At 59.1% G+C, this 16,170-nt stretch carries 14 protein-coding genes; 5 read left to right on the top strand and 9 right to left on the bottom strand.

The window, feature by feature from the left end:
* The first annotated feature begins 258 nt into the window (after positions 1 to 258).
* On the top strand, positions 259 to 960 hold the full coding sequence (locus E4P00_RS23700) for a sterol desaturase family protein (RefSeq protein ID WP_223018448.1): 702 nt from the start codon (positions 259 to 261) through the stop codon (positions 958 to 960).
* Positions 961 to 965: 5 nt separating this feature from the next.
* On the opposite strand, the gene E4P00_RS23705 is transcribed toward E4P00_RS23700, so the two are convergent.
* The 6 genes from E4P00_RS23705 to E4P00_RS23730 form a co-directional block, all read right to left on the bottom strand.
* Complete coding sequence (locus E4P00_RS23705; protein ID WP_216091773.1) at positions 966 to 2,411, bottom strand: acid shock protein; 1,446 nt, start codon at positions 2,409 to 2,411, stop codon at positions 966 to 968.
* A 149-nt stretch (positions 2,412 to 2,560) separates the two neighbouring features.
* Positions 2,561 to 2,917 (bottom strand): hypothetical protein, encoded by a 357-nt coding sequence (locus E4P00_RS23710; RefSeq protein ID WP_078821772.1) that lies wholly within the window; start codon positions 2,915 to 2,917, stop codon positions 2,561 to 2,563.
* A 2-nt stretch (positions 2,918 to 2,919) separates the two neighbouring features.
* Complete coding sequence (locus tag E4P00_RS23715; protein WP_216091774.1) at positions 2,920 to 3,915, bottom strand: hypothetical protein; 996 nt, start codon at positions 3,913 to 3,915, stop codon at positions 2,920 to 2,922.
* 139 nt (positions 3,916 to 4,054) lie between these two features.
* Positions 4,055 to 5,122 (bottom strand): lipocalin-like domain-containing protein, encoded by a 1,068-nt coding sequence (locus E4P00_RS23720; protein WP_216091775.1) that lies wholly within the window; start codon positions 5,120 to 5,122, stop codon positions 4,055 to 4,057.
* The gene (locus E4P00_RS23725; protein WP_248133223.1) at positions 5,112 to 7,574 is read right to left on the bottom strand and encodes an FtsX-like permease family protein; all 2,463 of its coding nucleotides are present in this window, start codon (positions 7,572 to 7,574) and stop codon (positions 5,112 to 5,114) included. Before E4P00_RS23725 ends, E4P00_RS23720 begins: the two co-directional genes overlap by 11 nt.
* A 1-nt stretch (position 7,575) precedes the next feature.
* Positions 7,576 to 8,244 (bottom strand): ABC transporter ATP-binding protein, encoded by a 669-nt coding sequence (locus E4P00_RS23730; protein WP_032880406.1) that lies wholly within the window; start codon positions 8,242 to 8,244, stop codon positions 7,576 to 7,578.
* Between the two features lie 273 nt (positions 8,245 to 8,517).
* Between E4P00_RS23730 and E4P00_RS23735 the strand changes: the two genes are divergently transcribed.
* The 3 genes from E4P00_RS23735 (at position 8,518) to E4P00_RS23745 (ending at position 12,577) form a co-directional block, all read left to right on the top strand.
* Positions 8,518 to 9,198, top strand: a complete 681-nt coding sequence (locus E4P00_RS23735) for a histidine phosphatase family protein (protein WP_248133168.1) — start codon at positions 8,518 to 8,520, stop codon at positions 9,196 to 9,198.
* A gap of 184 nt (positions 9,199 to 9,382) precedes the next feature.
* Positions 9,383 to 11,038: a lipid IV(A) 4-amino-4-deoxy-L-arabinosyltransferase gene (arnT, locus tag E4P00_RS23740; RefSeq protein WP_248133169.1), complete on the top strand. Its 1,656-nt coding sequence runs from the start codon at positions 9,383 to 9,385 to the stop codon at positions 11,036 to 11,038.
* Between the two features lie 21 nt (positions 11,039 to 11,059).
* Positions 11,060 to 12,577 (top strand): glycosyltransferase family 39 protein, encoded by a 1,518-nt coding sequence (locus E4P00_RS23745; protein ID WP_248133170.1) that lies wholly within the window; start codon positions 11,060 to 11,062, stop codon positions 12,575 to 12,577.
* 56 nt (positions 12,578 to 12,633) lie between these two features.
* Here E4P00_RS23745 and E4P00_RS23750 read toward each other — a convergent pair whose 3' ends face one another.
* From E4P00_RS23750 to E4P00_RS23760, 3 genes are read right to left on the bottom strand one after another with little or no spacing between them, the layout of a single operon-like run.
* A complete protein-coding gene (locus E4P00_RS23750) occupies positions 12,634 to 13,542 on the bottom strand; it encodes a LysR substrate-binding domain-containing protein (RefSeq protein ID WP_248133171.1) in 909 nt (302 codons plus the stop codon).
* A complete protein-coding gene (locus E4P00_RS23755; protein ID WP_148853579.1) occupies positions 13,542 to 14,390 on the bottom strand; it encodes an EamA family transporter in 849 nt (282 codons plus the stop codon). Before E4P00_RS23755 ends, E4P00_RS23750 begins: the two co-directional genes overlap by 1 nt.
* Before the next feature lie 57 nt (positions 14,391 to 14,447).
* Positions 14,448 to 15,395 carry a TauD/TfdA family dioxygenase gene (locus E4P00_RS23760; protein WP_248133172.1) on the bottom strand — a complete coding sequence of 316 codons (948 nt, stop codon included), beginning with the start codon at positions 15,393 to 15,395 and terminating at the stop codon, positions 14,448 to 14,450.
* Positions 15,396 to 15,852: 457 nt separating this feature from the next.
* On the opposite strand from E4P00_RS23760, the gene E4P00_RS23765 reads away from it, so the two are divergent.
* Positions 15,853 to 16,161 carry a hypothetical protein gene (locus E4P00_RS23765; protein ID WP_005789528.1) on the top strand — a complete coding sequence of 103 codons (309 nt, stop codon included), beginning with the start codon at positions 15,853 to 15,855 and terminating at the stop codon, positions 16,159 to 16,161.
* Positions 16,162 to 16,170: the final 9 nt, after the last annotated feature.

Raw genomic sequence — 16,170 nt, forward strand, 5'->3', positions numbered from 1 at the left:
GGGTTACTTTTGCGCTTTTTTCAAAAGTGACCCGCTGTAAAAGCGGAACCAATATCAGCCGTTACCCAAATAACGGATATGTACTCGGTCTGATCCAGCATCCTGGTCGGCCCCGAGGCCGCCATCGGGAGCAAGCCCCCTCCCACAGGTCCGGCGTAACGCCAAAGTTGTGTAAATACCCATGCCCCCAGTAAAAGCTCGCACATTCCTCCCCACCCACTAAGCTCAATCTCGAACAAAAACAGCGAGCAGCCCGCCATGCCCCATCTCACCGAAACGTTCCGCAGCCGCTACCGCGCCAACGTGAGTCGCCATTACAACCCCTGGCTACACGCCGCGTTCGTCCTCGGCTACGGCATCACCTGTATCACCCTGGCCTGGTCCTCCACCGCACAGATCACCGCCCTGCAGTGGCTGACGGTGCCCTTGACGCTGGTGTTCTTCAACCTGTGCATCTACCTCGTGCACCGTCACCTCGGCCATCACAAACACTCATTCGCCCGGCTGTTCTACGCGCGCCACACCGGCGATCACCACAGTTTCTTCACGCCCGGCCACATGACCTACGACAGCCCGCGTGACTGGCGCGTCATCCTGTTCCCCGCCTGGCTGATCGTACTGCACAGCCTGGCCATCACCCTTCCCGGCTGGTGGCTGCTCAAGCAACTGAACCCCAACGTGGCGGGGTTGTTTGCCGGGTGCATGATCCTCGGCTACCTGCTCTACGAGGTGTTCCACGCCTGCGAACACTTACCCGCTGAACACCCGGTGGCGCGCCTGCCGTGGATTCGCCAAATGCATCGCCTGCACGCCCTGCATCACCGTCGCGAGCTGATGCAGGGGCGCAATTTCAATATCGTGTTGCCGTTGATGGATTACCTGTTTGGCACGCTGCATTGGGAGCCGGCCACAAAAAAAGGGAGCAGCCCAGATGGACTGCCCCCTGCTTCACATTCCTAGATCAATCAGCGCACGATGGTCTGGTTGCAAATGTGGCCCAGGCTGACGTATTGGGTGATATTGCCGCCTACGCCCACACCCGGAAACTCCTTGAGCTCGATGCGCCAGCCACCTTCGTTGAACCAGGTTTCCCAGTTGTAGGTCTGGCCCGACGCGCTGTCCGGGTACCGCACTTTATAGTCGCCGGAGCAAGTGCCCAAGGCGACATTGCCCGAAGCTGCACCCGTGATGCCGGTCTTGGCCTCATAGTTGACCCAGTTGTAAGTTGCACCAAAGTGCTTGTCGACCCGCAGCACTGGGGTGACCCCGCGCAATGGCTCACCGGTGCTGTCCGACCATTGGGTGCTCCAGCTCAGATTGCGGGCTGCCTGGGTGGCCAGCTGGAAGATCGAGCTGGGAATGCGCACTACGTTATCGCCGTTCACGTTGTGCTGGTTCAAGCGAGGCGCCGAACCCAGGGTCAACTTGTACTGCGCCTGAGGGTTCAACGCCACCGCCGGGTTCGCCCGCACACGTACCTTGACCGTGTAGCCCGGCGTCAGGTTCGGATAGGTGGAGGTGGAATCCGGCTGAATCACTACCCAGTTATTACCGTCGAAACGCTCGAAGATCCACTGGTTGCGCGTACCCGCACCATCATCACCCAGAAACATGCCGACACCCTGGCCACGCAGCGACGTGAAGGAGAAGTAATCCACATCATTGACGCTGTCGAGGTTACCGGTCACCTGATTCAGCGCATCCGGCAGGGCAAATGCGGTTTGCTCGGTATCGTTGGGCTCGTAGGCATCAATGTTGCTGTCTACCGCCACGCCGAAGCTGAACTGCGAGTTGCTCGCGGCATTGGCCACCATGAACCAGTAGTAGTCACCGGCCGGCAATACACCGTTGAGGTACTCATCGGCATTGCCGGCGTTATCAGACGTGCCCAACGGGGTCAGATTACCCTGCCCGTCATCGTGGAACAGGGTCAGCGACATGTCGGTGCCGACACTCTGGTTCAACAACTGCACCTGAATTCGCGCATTCTTCGGCAGGTTGAAGTGGTAGGCGATCTGCGCGCCGGTCTCCACCCCGGTCAGCGTGTAAAGGGTGTTGATATCCAGAGTTGGAAACAGCGGAGTGAAGGCAGCAACCGCCGCTTCCTTGAGTTTCGCCTGATCGGGCTTTACCAACTCGCCTACCTTGGCATCAACCACCGCATTACTGGCAATTGCCTTGCCGGCTGACACCTTGGGCTTGCCGGCCTTGGCTGCATCGAGCTTTTGCTTGAGTGCGTCCGAGACAATGGCCTTCTCCACTGTGCCACCTTGTTTCAACGCTTTGTCCACGGCCTGCTTGACCGTCTGCGCACTGAGCTTGGGAGGGGTTTGCTCGGCCAGGGCAAAGGCCGAAACAAAGCAGGAGGCCATCATGGCCGCGCCTAGCATAAGGGCTTTTTTCGATTTCATTTTTTATCCATCCATAGTTAAAAAATTGAAGCTCAGGTGACCGGTGACATCCGGTCACCTAGGATGGACTGTAGGACAATACTGTACGCATGAACAGTATTTTTTTTAAAATGTGAACCATGGTATTCAGGTCGTGGAAGCGAGCACCTCTAAAGCCAGGTGCACCAATAGCCCCAACTGATAGCCCAAATCATCGCAAGGCGATAAGGCCATACAGCCCAACGCCTGAGCGCTGACGGAATGGCGGCTGACTCTGCCTCAGTCATAAAGCCTTCTTTCACGGAGCTTTCTGGCGCGCGAAGGATATCAATCATCAGACACATACGATGAAATCTGATAAACCGCTGGTTTCGTCCCCAGCGTTGCCGATGTTTACGGACCTGCGGGTTTTCACTGAAGTAACCTTCCAACTCATCGAGTTTTGTTCGTTCGAAAAAAAGTATCAGTCCCAAAACCACAAACGTCCCGATAATCATCACAGCGGTATAGGCGAGAAAAAAATCCATGCTCAAGCCCCCCCTGGCTGGAATATCAAATCACCGTTGTTCTCTACAATTTTTCCACCCAGGAACGCCCCACCATCCCCGCCCTTCTTACCTCCTAGATACCCTGCCATCGCCCCCCCAATTATTGCGCAGGTCAGAGCACCGGTTCCTCTCGTCGCGACACCTAGAAAAATGTTGCATGCACGGCGTGTTAACTCAGCACCAAGCCCCCCTGCGCCAGCAGCCCCTACCACCCCACCCACCAACCTCCCCGTCTCCACATATTTCGCTCTTTTGCATTGCACCTCCCTTCCCACCACACACGCCTCCCTGATTTCCAAACCCGCCACGCCTACATCCATCGCCAGCCCTACATAAGTCCCATTCCCCAGCCATTTCGAAGCCTGCGCAACTGCCCCGATCCGCTGTGCATACCCTGCTATTTCGCCTTTATGCAGGTAGCTCTTGGTTGAAACGCCAAGCACCTTTTTCAATGACTGATTCCCCCTCAGCCCTGTCCCAAACCGCGCTGCACCTTGCAGTTGCCTATCCAGGTTCCCGAACAGCATCTGCCGTTGTCGAACAAACTCAACCCGGTCCAAGCCACCCCCTTTCAACCGCTGATGTAACTGTTCAATCGACTCGAGCGTAAGCACCACCTCATCCAGATGTCGCCCCCACGCAGATGTCGCACTCCCCACGCCTATCGAGCCATACCCCAACAGGCTCTGCAGCAGGTCATAGTCATTGATCACTGCTGGCCCAGCCGACGCATCCAGTGCCAGTCCCCGGCGAATTTCTTCGGCATAGCGCATCAACCAGGCTTCTTCGGCACTGCAAGTTACGCTGTAATTATCAGGAATAATCACCAACTGTCCTGGCGTCACCAGCTTATGGCGCAGGTGCCGATTCAACACATCGAAATGATCAGAGCGCTGCCGATTCAACGCCCCACCCATTAGCCTGGACTTCAAACTGAGGTAGTCCGTGGTGCGGTCGTTGAGGTATGCCTGCGCCATGCCTTACATCTCGAATGCCATGAAGATGGCATCGAAATATAAGCAAGCGCCTACAGCCCGGACACAAGCAGGCGGGGGTCAAACAATACGTTTGGGAAGTTGCCTACACAGCAAAAGATAAGCGCCTACGGAAGACGCCCTAATACCCCGTCATCTCCAAATACCCCACCCCACCCTCGAACTTCACCGGCCCTTCCCAGTAGGGAATCCCCAGGTTCATCCACGCTTGCGGATTGACCGCCTCGGTGGTGATGTCCAGGTGTTTGCCGGGGATCTTCAGCGACCAGCGCGTGGGAATGCTGCGCCCGTCAATCTCGGTTCTGGTCAGCGGCGCCAGTTGAATATCTGCGTTGTGCAGGGTCTCGGTGCGGCCCTGGGCGTCGATCCAGGTTCCGGTGAGGTACCCACCGCCGTCTTTGTCTCGCACGCGAAACAGCATCAGTTGCGCGCCCCGGTCCAGGTGCAGGGAGAACCAGTCCCAGCCGGTCTGGCTGGCGGCCAGGGGTTGGCTGCTCCATTCGCGGTCGAGCCAGGCCGGGCCGCTGACTTCGTACGTCTGGCCGTCGATACTGATGCTGCCGGTGGCAGTGAAAAACGGCTGGCTGTAGTAGTACGACGCCTGGCCCTGGTCGGATTTGCGGCTGTAGCCGTTGTCGCCTTGCAGCACCAACGGGCGGCTGGAGGTCAGTTGCAGGTCGTAGGCGAATTGCCCGCCACTGGCCTTGAGTTGCATATCGGCCAGAGCGCTAGTGGCGCCTGGGCGGGTGGCGAAGTTCCAATCGTCGATCCAGGCGTTGAACGGCAACGCTTGCGCTCCGGCCTGGCCGACACCACCACGGGCGAAGCGTTCGGCGGCGTAGTGGTGGGTGGCGCTGGTGACGGCGGCGTGGCCGAGCCAGATGGTGGAGTCGCGCCAGCCTTGCTGCATCGGCCCGGCATTCACGGCGTTGCGAAACAAGGTCCATTGCACGCCGAACACATTGCCCTGGGCATCCTTGAGGTTGGCGGTGACGTACCACCATTCGATGCGAAAGCCTGGGTGCGGGCCGTGATCTTCGGGGAAGCTGAAGACTTTGCCGGGGACCACTTGGGCAAATTCCGCCGCATCGCTGCCCAGCCCGGCGAAGCTTTCCTCGGGTGCAGGCGGCTTGTCACAGGCACTCAACAGCAGCAGCAACACCCCCCACGCCAACGCTTTAATCTTCATTTGCAAAGGTCCTCAACAAATCCGCCGGGCGGCTGCGGTAGAGCTGCCATAGCGGCCAGGCCGAGGCCAGCAATGTCGCAAGCAACGCCAGCCCCATCAACTGCGCAAGCTGCCCGGGGAATACCTGCAACGGCAGGCGCCAGCCGAACGCCTGGACGTTGATCACCGCATCCAGGCACCACGCCAGCAACAGCCCCAACGGCAACGCAAGGACCAGCGTCAGTACCGCCAGCAGCCAGGTCTGGCCAAGGTTGAGCAGCATCAGTTGGCGGCGTGTCACCCCCAGCGCCCACAACGGCGCAAGTTGCCCGAGGCGACTCTGGCTCTGGGTCAGCAGGCTGATGAACAATGCCACGCCCGCCACGCCCAGGGTCAGACTGTTCAACGCAGCAGTGGCGGCGAAGGTGCGTTCGAAGACCTGGCTGGACCACCCCTTGAGTTGTTGTTGATCGACGATACGGCTGTCTTCCAGGGCAAACTCGCGCTGCACTTCACCCACCAGCGGCTGCACATCCTGGGGCGCCACGCGCAGGTTGAATCGCACCGGTGACAGCGTCGGCCAATGAGCCAACAGGTGCTTGGCGTTGACCAGCATATGGCCCTTGGGGTTGCCATAGTCGGCGTAGATTCCGACGATTTCCGGTGCCCATGTGCCCTGCGGGGTGGGGACTTGAACCCTGTCGCCCAGGCGCACGTTCAAGCGCCGCGCCAACTGCTCGCTGAGCATCACGCTATCGTCTTGCAGCAAGCGGTCCCAGGGTGTGCTCGTCGCCTCCAGCAACGGCCAGTGCTGACGATAGGTGGGGTTGTCGACCACACCAAACAGCTCCGCCGGCCAGCCTTGCAACTGCACCGCGACCTGCCAGCTGGGCAGCACCGCCTGCACCAACGGCTGCTGTGCCAACCATGTGTGCAGTTGCTGCGCCTGAGCCGGATTTTGCGGGTTGAGGTAAAGCTCGGCGGTCAGGCGTTGTTCCAGCCAGTGGTTGAAGGTCTGGCGAAAACCCGAGGTCATGGAGCTTGCGCCAATATTGGCCGCCAGGGCCAGCAACAGCGCCATGAGTGCCAAGCTCAAGGCTGGCAGTTGCTGGCGACAGTCGGCGAGGAACCACTGGCCCAGTACCGAACGACTGCGCCCCAGCACGCCGTTCAACAGCGCATTGAGCAACACCGGCAAACCCAGTGCAGCGCCCAGCAGCAAGGCCGCCATCAGCACGAATCCGGCGGCCAGGCTGTTGCCCAACTCCAGGGCCAGCAGTGCAATGAGCAGCGCCGCAACCGCCACCCAACCCTGGCGCCGCAACCAGCGCCCGTGGGCCTCATGCCAGGCTTGTGCATTGGCCAGCGCCAGCAACGGCAAACGCGCCGCACGCCACAGGCTGCTGGCCCCTGCGAGCAAGGCGCCGAGCAGGCTCAAGCCCAGCCCTGCAAGCCACCACCCCGGGCTCAAGCTCAGTTGACCTGCCACTTCGGCCCCGTACAGGCCGCGCAAGCTGGCGGCGACGTCCGGCAGCAACAGGCTGGCCAGCAGGTAACCGCTGGCGACCCCGAGTACACCGCCCAGCAATGCCAGAACGCCCAGTTCGACACCCAGGCTCAGGATCAGCATTCGCGCACTGACCCCGCAGGCACGCAAAGTGCGCAACAAACCCCGCCGTTGTTCCAGGGCCAGGCCGATGGCTGCGTGCACGATAAACAACCCGACGACGAAGGACAAAAAGCCCAAGGCGTCGAGGTTCAGATGAAAGCTTTCGGTGAGACGTGAGAGGTTGTTGTCCTCGCCCTGCTTGAGTTGCAACCCGGCGGGCGCTTGGGGATGGCGGGCGGCGAAGGCGTTGTCCAGCAGCAAGCGCGACAGCCGCCCCTGCATGTTCAGCACGGGTTGGGCAAAACCGATATCGGTAAGCAGCATACCGGGGGCCATGTCCGGCTGAACCTGCAACGGCGGCAAGCGCTGCCCGCTGGCCGTCAGCGGTTGTTCGCCCGCGTGCAAACCGAGCGCCTCCAAGGTTTGCGCGGCAACCCAGGTACGCCCCGGCGCCTGGAAAAACGCCAGCATCTGCGCCTGGCTCAAGCGCTGCCCGGCCACGCTGCCGCTGCCAGGTAACGATACCGGCTCAATGCCCATCAATTGCAGCCGCTGCTCCTCATGCCCCTTGAGTACCACCCGCCCCTGCACCACCGGTGACACCGGCCACCCGGCGCGGCGCAATTGCGCAAACAGCGCTTGGGGGAAGGCGGCGCCGTCCGGTGCGCTCAAGCTGGCCTGCGGTTCGCCGCCGATCAATTGGCTGGCGCGCGCATAGCCGTCCCGTGCCTGGCTGTTGAGCGCCTGCACGCCCGTCAATAATGCGGTAGCCAGCCACAGGCCGGTCAGCACGCTGAAAAACTGCACCGGGTGACGGCGCCAGTGGCTCAACAACGCACGCAAAGCCCAGCAGAACACCGCCATCTCAGCGCGCGTCCATCGGCACGACACGGCCATGGTGCAGCAGCACCTGCTGGTCCAGGCGTGCGGCCAGGCGTGGGCTGTGGGTAACCATCAACAGGCTGGTAGGGCTGTCCTGCAGCAGATCCAACAGCAACTGCAGCACCTCATCGCTGGTGGTTTCGTCGAGGTTGCCGGTGGGCTCATCGGCCAACAGCAAACCCGGACGCGAGGCCAGCGCCCGCCCTACCGCCACCCGCTGCTGCTGACCGCCGGACAGTTGCTCCGGATAACGCTTGAGCAAATCGCCCAGCCCCAGACGTTCCACCAACTGCGCCTGCCAATGCGGATCGAAGCGCCCCGCCAGGCGCGCCTGGAATGCCAGGTTGTCCTCCACACGCAAGCTGCCGATCAGGTTGAACTGCTGGAACACCAGGCCGATTTCGGTACGGCGCCAATGGGCCAGTTGCCCTTCGTTGAGCTGGTCCAAGCGCTGCTCGCCAATGCGGATGCTGCCGCCGTCGACCCGATCCAGGCCGGCCACCAGGTGCAGCAAGGTGCTTTTGCCACTGCCCGACTCGCCCATCAGCGCCAGACTGCTGCGCGCCCCCAGGTACAGGTCGACACCGGCCAGCACGGCCAGCGGACCTTGGGGAGTGGCGTAGTGTTTGATAACCCCTTGTACCTGCAACATAGGAACGCTCATTTGAAGGACTGCCAACGAGAATAACGGCTGAGGGACATGCCCACGCAAATTTTTCACATGGATTTCACCGCCTGCCCATCCTCGACACTTTAAAGTGCGCTCCCAGCGGTGATAACTCGCAACTTGTTAGTTACTAATACTCACACTTTTTACGACGCGGATGTTCAGCAAAAAGACAGCAGCACTGTGACAGGCTGCTGCTCCACAACGGGCGATCGCCCATTAACCTCACTGGTTATAAGCACAACTAAAGGGCCGAGGGTGAATAGCGTGGCAGACATGATCCTGGCCAATCCAAAACCCAAATGGGCAAGGTTGAAGCGCCTGAAAAAATACCGCCTGCCTGTGCTGGGCATCAGCGTCATCGGCCTGCTGCTCACAGGTTTTCTATTGTGGCCCTCTTCCCCGCTTGACCTGGGTGTCGGCAATCGCCTGGTCACCTCCGGGGTGCTCGCCAGTTGGCGCCAGGGCGACCTGGTGGTTCTGGTGCGTCATGAAGAACGCTGCGACCGCTCGAAAAATCCTTGTTTCGGCCCTGTCAGCGGCCTCACGATCCAGGGCACGCAACGCGCGACCGAACTGGGCAAAGCCTTTGATTCATTGGGCATGGAGGCCACCGACGTGCTGAGCAGCCCGACCACGCGCACTGCCCAAACCTCGCTGTTCATGTTCGGCAAGACCGAGCTGTCCCCGGGCCCGCTCGCCATTTGCGGGGATGCCATGGCGGAGGAAATCCTCAGCCATAAAAAGCCGAGTCGCAACCTGATGTTGATCACCCACAGCGCCTGCATGAGCGACTTCCAGACGAGCCTGGGCTTTCCCCATGCCGCAGCGGCCGAATATGGCAGTGCACTGTTCGTCAAGGTATTGCCCAACGGCAAACTTGAGGCAATGGGCACTCTGAAAATCCAGCAATGGGCCGCAGTACTTAAACAACTTTAATTACACTTATTTACCTATTCAGCAGCTATTACGTTCAGCAAAACGACAGCCCTGTTCTGGCATGTTCAGTTGCGCCTCTTAGTTAGGTTCCCCCCCTCATTGATTCAGTGAACATCACGATGCTCGGCCCGATTAATTCAATACTCTTCTTGCACCTGTTTGAACGTCATGGAGCGATGTGCTCATGACCCGCTTGAACCCTCTGCCCTGGTTAATCCTGGGCTTTGCCGTTTTTTTCTTGCTGCCCCTTGGCTTTCACGGCCTGTGGATTCCGGATGAAACCCGTTATGCCCAGGTCAGCCAGGAAATGCTGATGAGCGGCAACTGGGTAGCGCCGCACTTTATGGGCGTGCGTTATTTCGAAAAGCCCGCCGCGGGCTATTGGCTGATTGCCCTGGGCCAGGCGGTGTTTGGCGAAAACCTGTTCGGCGTGCGTATTGCCTCGGTCCTGGCCACGGCGTTGAGTGTGCTACTGGCCTACCTGATCGCGCGGCGCCTGTGGAACGACCCACGTAAAAGCTTCGCCTGCGCCCTGCTCTATATGAGCTTTGGCTTGGTGGCCGGGCAAGCCGGGTATTCCAACCTTGATCCGCAATTTACCTTGTGGGCCAACCTGAGCCTGGTCGCCCTGTGGTTTGCTCTCGACAGCCCCACCTTACGTGGGCGTCTGGGTTGCTGGGCCTTGTTGGGGCTGGCGTGCGGCATGGGGTTCATGACCAAGGGGTTTCTGGCATGGCTGCTGCCGGTATTGGTCGCGGTGCCTTACCTGATCTGGCAGCGCCGCGTCGGTGAGTTGCTGCGCTACGGGCCGGTGGCGATTATGGTCGCGGTACTGGTTTGCCTGCCGTGGGCATTGGCGATCCATGTGCGGGAACCGGATTACTGGCGCTTTTTCTTCTGGCACGAACACATTCGCCGCTTCGCCTCCGACAATGCGCAACATGCGCGGCCGTTCTGGTTCTTCCTGCCGATCATGGTCGTGGCGTGTCTGCCGTGGGCCGCATTGCTGCCGACAACACTGTGCAAGGCCTGGAAAGAAAAACGCCAGCCGGCGATTGCCTTTCTCGCCCTGTGGTGGCTGCTGCCCCTGGGCTTTTTCAGCCTGAGCAAAGGCAAGTTGCCGACCTACATCATGCCCTGCCTGCTGCCCCTGGCGCTGCTGATGGGCCACGGCTTGATCGACCTGATCAAGCAAGGCAAGGCACGTACGATTGTGATCAACGGCACGGTCAATTTCGTTCTCGGCATGGCGGCCATGGTCGGGCTGATTTACCTGCAAATCACCGACCCGCTGTACGGCAACAGCCACGCCGAGATGTTCAGCCTGTCCCTGGCTTTTATCGTGCTGCTGGGCTGGATCCTCGCCAACCTGTTGCAAGCGGTGCGCCCGCTGACGTTGTGGGCGATGCCGACGCTGGGCATTGGCTTGCTGGTAGCCCTGCTGCCGGCGGGAATGCCGCAGTTGATAGCGGATAACGAAATGCCCGACCAGTTCGTGCTTGAGCACCTGGACGAACTGCAACACACCCGTGCTTTGCTGAGCAACGAACTGGGCCTGGCATCGGCCTTGTCATGGCGCCTGCGTGAGCCAGAGGTGGCGTTTTACGGCACCGAGGGCGAGCTGCGCTACGGCTTGCATTACGAAGAAGCGGCGCACCGCAAGGTCACACTCGACAACGTGCAAGCCTGGTTGGCCGAAGCCCGCGAGCGAGGTTCGGTGGGCGTGCTGATGCGGGTCCGCAGCACCAGCGAGCACCGCGAAGAAGGGCAATTGCCGCCCGGCGGCAAGCGCTATCGCAAGGGCAACCTGGTACTGACGATTTACCCCCAACAACCTTGATCGCCTTTGCAGGAACAGCCCATGAGCCTATGGAAAACCGAACGCGGCGCCCTGGTTTTACTGCTGGGCGTCTCGGCCTTGCTTTTGCTGCTGGGCCTGGGCAGCCGCGACCTATGGGGGCCGGAGACGCGCTGGGCCAACATCGCCTTGCAGATGCTGCAAAGCGGTGATTACTTCGACCCGTATCTCAAAGGCACGCCGTATTACGACAAACCCCTGCCCTCCTACTGGCTGATCACCGGCTTCGCCAGCTTGATGGGCGGCCTTGGCCCGTGGTCGTTGCGTCTGTCATCGGTGATTGCAGCGTGGCTGAGTATCTGGCTGGTGTACCTGATCGGCGAACGGCTGTTTCGCAAAGGCACAGGCTTGATCGCCGGCTGGATGCTCGCCACCACCTTCTACTTCCTGTTCTGGGCCAGGGTCGCCACGGCCGACGTGCTGACCGTGTGCGGCGTGCTGGCAGCCGTGTGGTGGTATTGGCGCGGACCGGAAGACACCAGGCTTGGGCGCTACACGGTGTTTTTCCTGTTGCTGGCAGCGACGTCTCTGTTCAAGGGCTTGATCGGTTTTGTGCTGCCTGGGCTGGTGCTGCTGCCGCACCTGCTCAGCCAGCAGCGCTACAAACGCCACCTCAATCTGCGTCTGCTGTTGGCCATGCTGATCGCCGCGGCGTTTTACGCGATTCCTTTCGTACTGTCTCACCGCTACGGCGCGCCTTCTTATGGCGAGAGCGGTCTGGCGTTGGTATTCAGGGAAAACGTGGTGCGTTTCTTCGATCCCTTCGATCACATGGGCCCGATCTACACCTACCTGATCTACCTGCCGGTCTACACCCTGCCCTGGGCCCCCTGCTGGCTACTGGGCCTGTGGCTGGCGGTGCGGCACTGGCGCCACACCCCACCCAACGTGCGCTGGCTGGTGTGGGGCCTGGGCCTGTTGTTTGCGTTCTTCACCGCCAGCGGCAGCCGCCGCAGCTACTACGTACTGCCGCTGGTGCCCTTTGCTCAACTGCTCGCCGCCTGGTGGCTGAGCGAACGCCTAAAGAAAAAACCGGCGAGCTGGCCGCGCTGGCAAAAAGGCTTCGGCATCAGCGCAGGCCTGCTCTTGCTGGTGCTGGGTGTGATCTACCCCTGGACTACCGGCAACGGCGGCGTGACCCGCTTCGCCGAGGATGTGCAAGCCCAAGCCGTGAAAAGCGCACCGTGGGACCAATGGCAAATGGTGCTGGTGGAGGTCGACAACAAGCTGCCCATGTACCTGCAAAACCACGGCAAGCCCTTCTACTACGTCAGCGAAACCCAGGACTACCCCCGCCAGGGCGACAGCGCCGCGTTCATGGCCTGGCTGGAAAAGACCAGCGGCCGAAGGTTCGATCCGCAACACACGATTATCGTCACGCAGTATTCCAGGGAAGACCCGATGCCGCTGGCGTTTCTGGGCGTGGATCATCGAGTGGTCACTACGCAATCGGATAATGGCGAGCGCTTGTTTCAGAAGCGTGAGGGAGGGAGCGTGGCGTTTGTTCCGATGCCACGCTGAGAATCGAAAGAGGCTCTGTTTGCAAAGGCTTGGCGTGAGCCCCCTACGGGGTGCATTTAAACTTCGCGCACAAACTCGTCAGCCTGCGTCTTGAGCCAATCAAACAACCGAGCGATATCCGGCTCCGACTGACGACCCTCTCGGCAAATGATGTAATAGGCAGCCGGCGACATCATCACAGGAGCTTCCAGCGCAACCAAGGCTCCCTCCTTCAACGCGTCATGTACCAGTGCAGTTCTGCCCAACGCAATTCCCCCGCCTTTTACCGCCAGGCTGATAGCCAAACTGGAATCAGGAAAGCGTGGGCCATGGTGATAGGGCGGTGCTGGGAGCCCCTGGAAGGCAAACCAGCTCTCCCACCCTGGACACACTTGATCATCCACCCGATGAATCAATGGGTACTGGGCGATATCCGCCAGGGCAATATCGCCGTGTATACGCGCAAACGCTGGCGAACATACAGGGAATACCGCATCGCGCATCAAAAGCTCGACATGGTGGTCCGGATAGTCGCCGTACCCCATCACCACGGCGACGTCATACTGATGCGCGCTCAAGCTGCTGCTGCTCATGTCCGCGCTGGTCAACACCAAATCCAGATTGAACGACGCGTGAGCATGAGAACCATGCATCCTGGGAATCAGCCAGGTTGAGCACAGAGAGGACGTACAGGCGAGGTAAAGCGGTTGAGGTTTACCGGGACTGAGCGAATGCAGCACAGCATCCAGGTCTTTGAAAAAACCTTCGGCCACCGGCAACAGTGCCTGCGCCGCCGCCGTGAGTTTGACGCCCCGTGAGTGGCGCTCGAACAACTGCACCCCCCACCAATCTTCCAGACCTGCGATTTGATGACTGATAGCGCTGGCTGTGAGGTTCAACTCGGATGCGGCACGCGCAAAACTGCCGGTCTGCGCGGCACTCACGAAGGCTTGAAGCATAGGGGTCGGGGGCGGACGTTGGGCCATCAGTTGCTCACTTTGATCAGGATGATCCCGCCAACAATGACGAATGCCGACAGCATTCGCCGCCAGCCAAACCGTTCATGAAAAAACAGTGCGGCAATAATGGTGCCGATAATAACACTGGTTTCCCGCAACGCGGACACCTTGGCTACCGCATCCAGGGACAACGCAAACAACACCAGGCCGTAGGACGCCAGGTAAAACACCCCTCCCAACATTCCCACCCGCCAGTGGCAGCGGATGGCCTGGGTGAATGCCGGACGCGCCTTGATCAACGCCAATAACGGGATCGGGATGCTCTGGAATACGGTCAGGTAAATGATGTATTGCAGCACCGTCTCACTGGCTCGCACGCCTTTGGCGTCCACCACCGTATAGGACGCAATGAACGCTCCAGCGCACACCGCCATCAGGATCGGCTTGAGCATGTGCGCCGTCATCCTGCGCACAAATGTCAGGCTGATGATCCCCACGCAAATCATCAGCACACCTGCCATCGCCTGAAACGACAGCTGCTCATGCAGTAAGAAGTAGGAAAAAAGCGCAACCAGTACCGGCGGCACACCACGCATGACCGGGTAAACCTGACCGAAATCGCCAGTCTCGTAAGCCTTGATCAGAAACAATCGATAGATCGTATTGAGCACTACGGAAACCAGCACATAGCCCCACACCTCCAGGCTCGGCACATGAACCAACGGCAGCGCTGCCAGACAGATCAGCAATGCGGTGCCATCGACCATTGCCAAAGTCATAAAGCGACTGCTTCCGGCGCGTACTACGGCATTCCAAGTGGCGTGCATGAAGGCGGAGATCAAGACCAGGGTGATCGCGATATCGGAGTTGTCCATGGGGCTCGGCTTTTGCTGAAAACAGGGAGGAATCAGTTATGCAGGACAAGCCAGGCATCATGGCTTGCGTAACCACATCCGTAGCATGTAGCGATTGAGATCGCTCAGCCGCTCATCATCATTGATCTGCGCACAGGGAACATTCCTGTCTATGAAATGCGTGCGGGTATGCAGGAACTTGTTGTCGGCAGAAATCAATACCTGCCCTGGTTCAAGCAGTATGCGATGTTGGACTGAAGACTGGTCGAGCACAGCATCCAGTATATTCAGCGCCTGAGTTTGTGCGAGGGTCAACGGGACACCAGCCTTCAGATGAGCCGACTCAATGTAGACACGAAAATACCTGATCAAAGGAATGCCTGCGTCTGAAAAACTCAAGATGGGCGCTTTAAACAGCGTCTCATCCTCGGCCATGCCTCGATTCTCAAAAAAGAAATCGCATTTCAGCTGTGTCAGTACACCTGGAAACGTCATCAGCTCTGCGTAGACCGCGCTCGCATCAATCAGAATGCTCTCACCACCCAGCAGTGCTTTCTGACCACACGCCAAGATCAAATAGTCGATAGGTAGCGGGTCACTCACACCATCGTTGTGTACGTAAGCACCCTGCCGGGTTTGGTGGTATCTGGCACCCTCTTCAATACTCTTACCGCCCCGATCGTATACTTCAATAACCTTATGACCGAGATGATTCTGCACCATTGGCTTTCCCAGCAAAGAGCCAAATGTCCAAATGAGTGATTTGAAGACTGCGAGGCTATCGACTTTAAAGCCATCCAAGATCAACACATAAGTTTCATGGTCAATCATGTTTCGAATATTGTTTAATTCCGCATGCAGGATGGGTGAGCTAAGCGGATTGATGCAGGCAGGTGTTGTATCGAAGCGATGATCTTGACCACTGGACTCGACTATATTCTTTGCGCACAACAACTCATCAAATGCGGCTTTTGAAAGTCTGACTTTGGCTGCCTCTTGACGAAAATGACTGACATCCATGTTCATCGCAATCCTTTACGGTGGTGAGTAGGAGCCTCCATTTAACTAAGCTCAACCTTGTCCGAAAAAGCGAAACCTCATCAGGGTAGCCATCAACGCTCGTCATGACAGATTTTTCCTACGCCAAAATATGAGCTGTCACTGCTGGCGTTTTGTCATGGTTTGTAAAGAGCCAGCAAGCCGTCTCTCTTTAAATTGCAGGACATTTCCGAGACAATCCCCGCCGCCTTGTGCCGGTTGGAATCGGTGGCTAGTCTGCGATCCGTCACTGCTCATCAGTGATCGGGTTTAGTCGCCCGGATTCCAGTTGTGCGCAAGCTGTCACCCTGTTCATGGTGGCTGTGCGCAGGGCACCTTTGGGTGCGCCGGATCCAACTGGCCGGTCGACTAACCTGCGTACAGCCGCCACCCTCCGTTTAGTCGCGAAGGGGTCGGCTCCTTATCTACCAGTTGGAGCTACACCATGAATAAAGTCTTACCCGACCCACCCTTCGACCCCGCAAAAACCCGTGCCGCGTTCAACCGCGCCATTGACCATTACCTGCCCAGGCAGGGTTTCCACAGCGTCAACGACGATCTGAGTTTTGAAGATGCGTTGCTGTACACCGCCAGCCTGCTCGACAGTGCCTCAGCGACAGCGCTCGATTGTAGCGAGCTGCTGGACAGCCCCGTGCGGGCGAAGATTCTGGCGGTGTGGCATTTGCTGGAGATCGCCAGAACCACAGTGGATCGCTCTATCGAGTGCATGAAGCCCTTGAAGGCAGCACCGTAAAATGTGGGA

The organism is Pseudomonas sp. B329, assembly GCF_023127835.1.
GTDB lineage: Bacteria > Pseudomonadota > Gammaproteobacteria > Pseudomonadales > Pseudomonadaceae > Aquipseudomonas > Aquipseudomonas synxantha_A.

What these genes read in the sequence shown, in the direction of transcription:
- E4P00_RS23700 (WP_223018448.1), top strand. Translation starts at nt 259, where the DNA reads ATGCCCCATCTCACCGAAACGTTCCGCAGCCGCTACCGCGCCAACGTG.
- E4P00_RS23705 (WP_216091773.1), bottom strand. Translation starts at nt 2,411, where the DNA reads ATGAAATCGAAAAAAGCCCTTATGCTAGGCGCGGCCATGATGGCCTCC.
- E4P00_RS23710 (WP_078821772.1), bottom strand. Translation starts at nt 2,917, where the DNA reads ATGGATTTTTTTCTCGCCTATACCGCTGTGATGATTATCGGGACGTTT.
- E4P00_RS23715 (WP_216091774.1), bottom strand. Translation starts at nt 3,915, where the DNA reads ATGGCGCAGGCATACCTCAACGACCGCACCACGGACTACCTCAGTTTG.
- E4P00_RS23720 (WP_216091775.1), bottom strand. Translation starts at nt 5,122, where the DNA reads ATGAAGATTAAAGCGTTGGCGTGGGGGGTGTTGCTGCTGCTGTTGAGT.
- E4P00_RS23725 (WP_248133223.1), bottom strand. Translation starts at nt 7,574, where the DNA reads ATGGCGGTGTTCTGCTGGGCTTTGCGTGCGTTGTTGAGCCACTGGCGC.
- E4P00_RS23730 (WP_032880406.1), bottom strand. Translation starts at nt 8,244, where the DNA reads ATGTTGCAGGTACAAGGGGTTATCAAACACTACGCCACTCCCCAAGGT.
- arnT (WP_248133169.1), top strand. Translation starts at nt 9,383, where the DNA reads ATGACCCGCTTGAACCCTCTGCCCTGGTTAATCCTGGGCTTTGCCGTT.
- E4P00_RS23745 (WP_248133170.1), top strand. Translation starts at nt 11,060, where the DNA reads ATGAGCCTATGGAAAACCGAACGCGGCGCCCTGGTTTTACTGCTGGGC.
- E4P00_RS23750 (WP_248133171.1), bottom strand. Translation starts at nt 13,542, where the DNA reads ATGGCCCAACGTCCGCCCCCGACCCCTATGCTTCAAGCCTTCGTGAGT.
- E4P00_RS23755 (WP_148853579.1), bottom strand. Translation starts at nt 14,390, where the DNA reads ATGGACAACTCCGATATCGCGATCACCCTGGTCTTGATCTCCGCCTTC.
- E4P00_RS23760 (WP_248133172.1), bottom strand. Translation starts at nt 15,395, where the DNA reads ATGAACATGGATGTCAGTCATTTTCGTCAAGAGGCAGCCAAAGTCAGA.
- E4P00_RS23765 (WP_005789528.1), top strand. Translation starts at nt 15,853, where the DNA reads ATGAATAAAGTCTTACCCGACCCACCCTTCGACCCCGCAAAAACCCGT.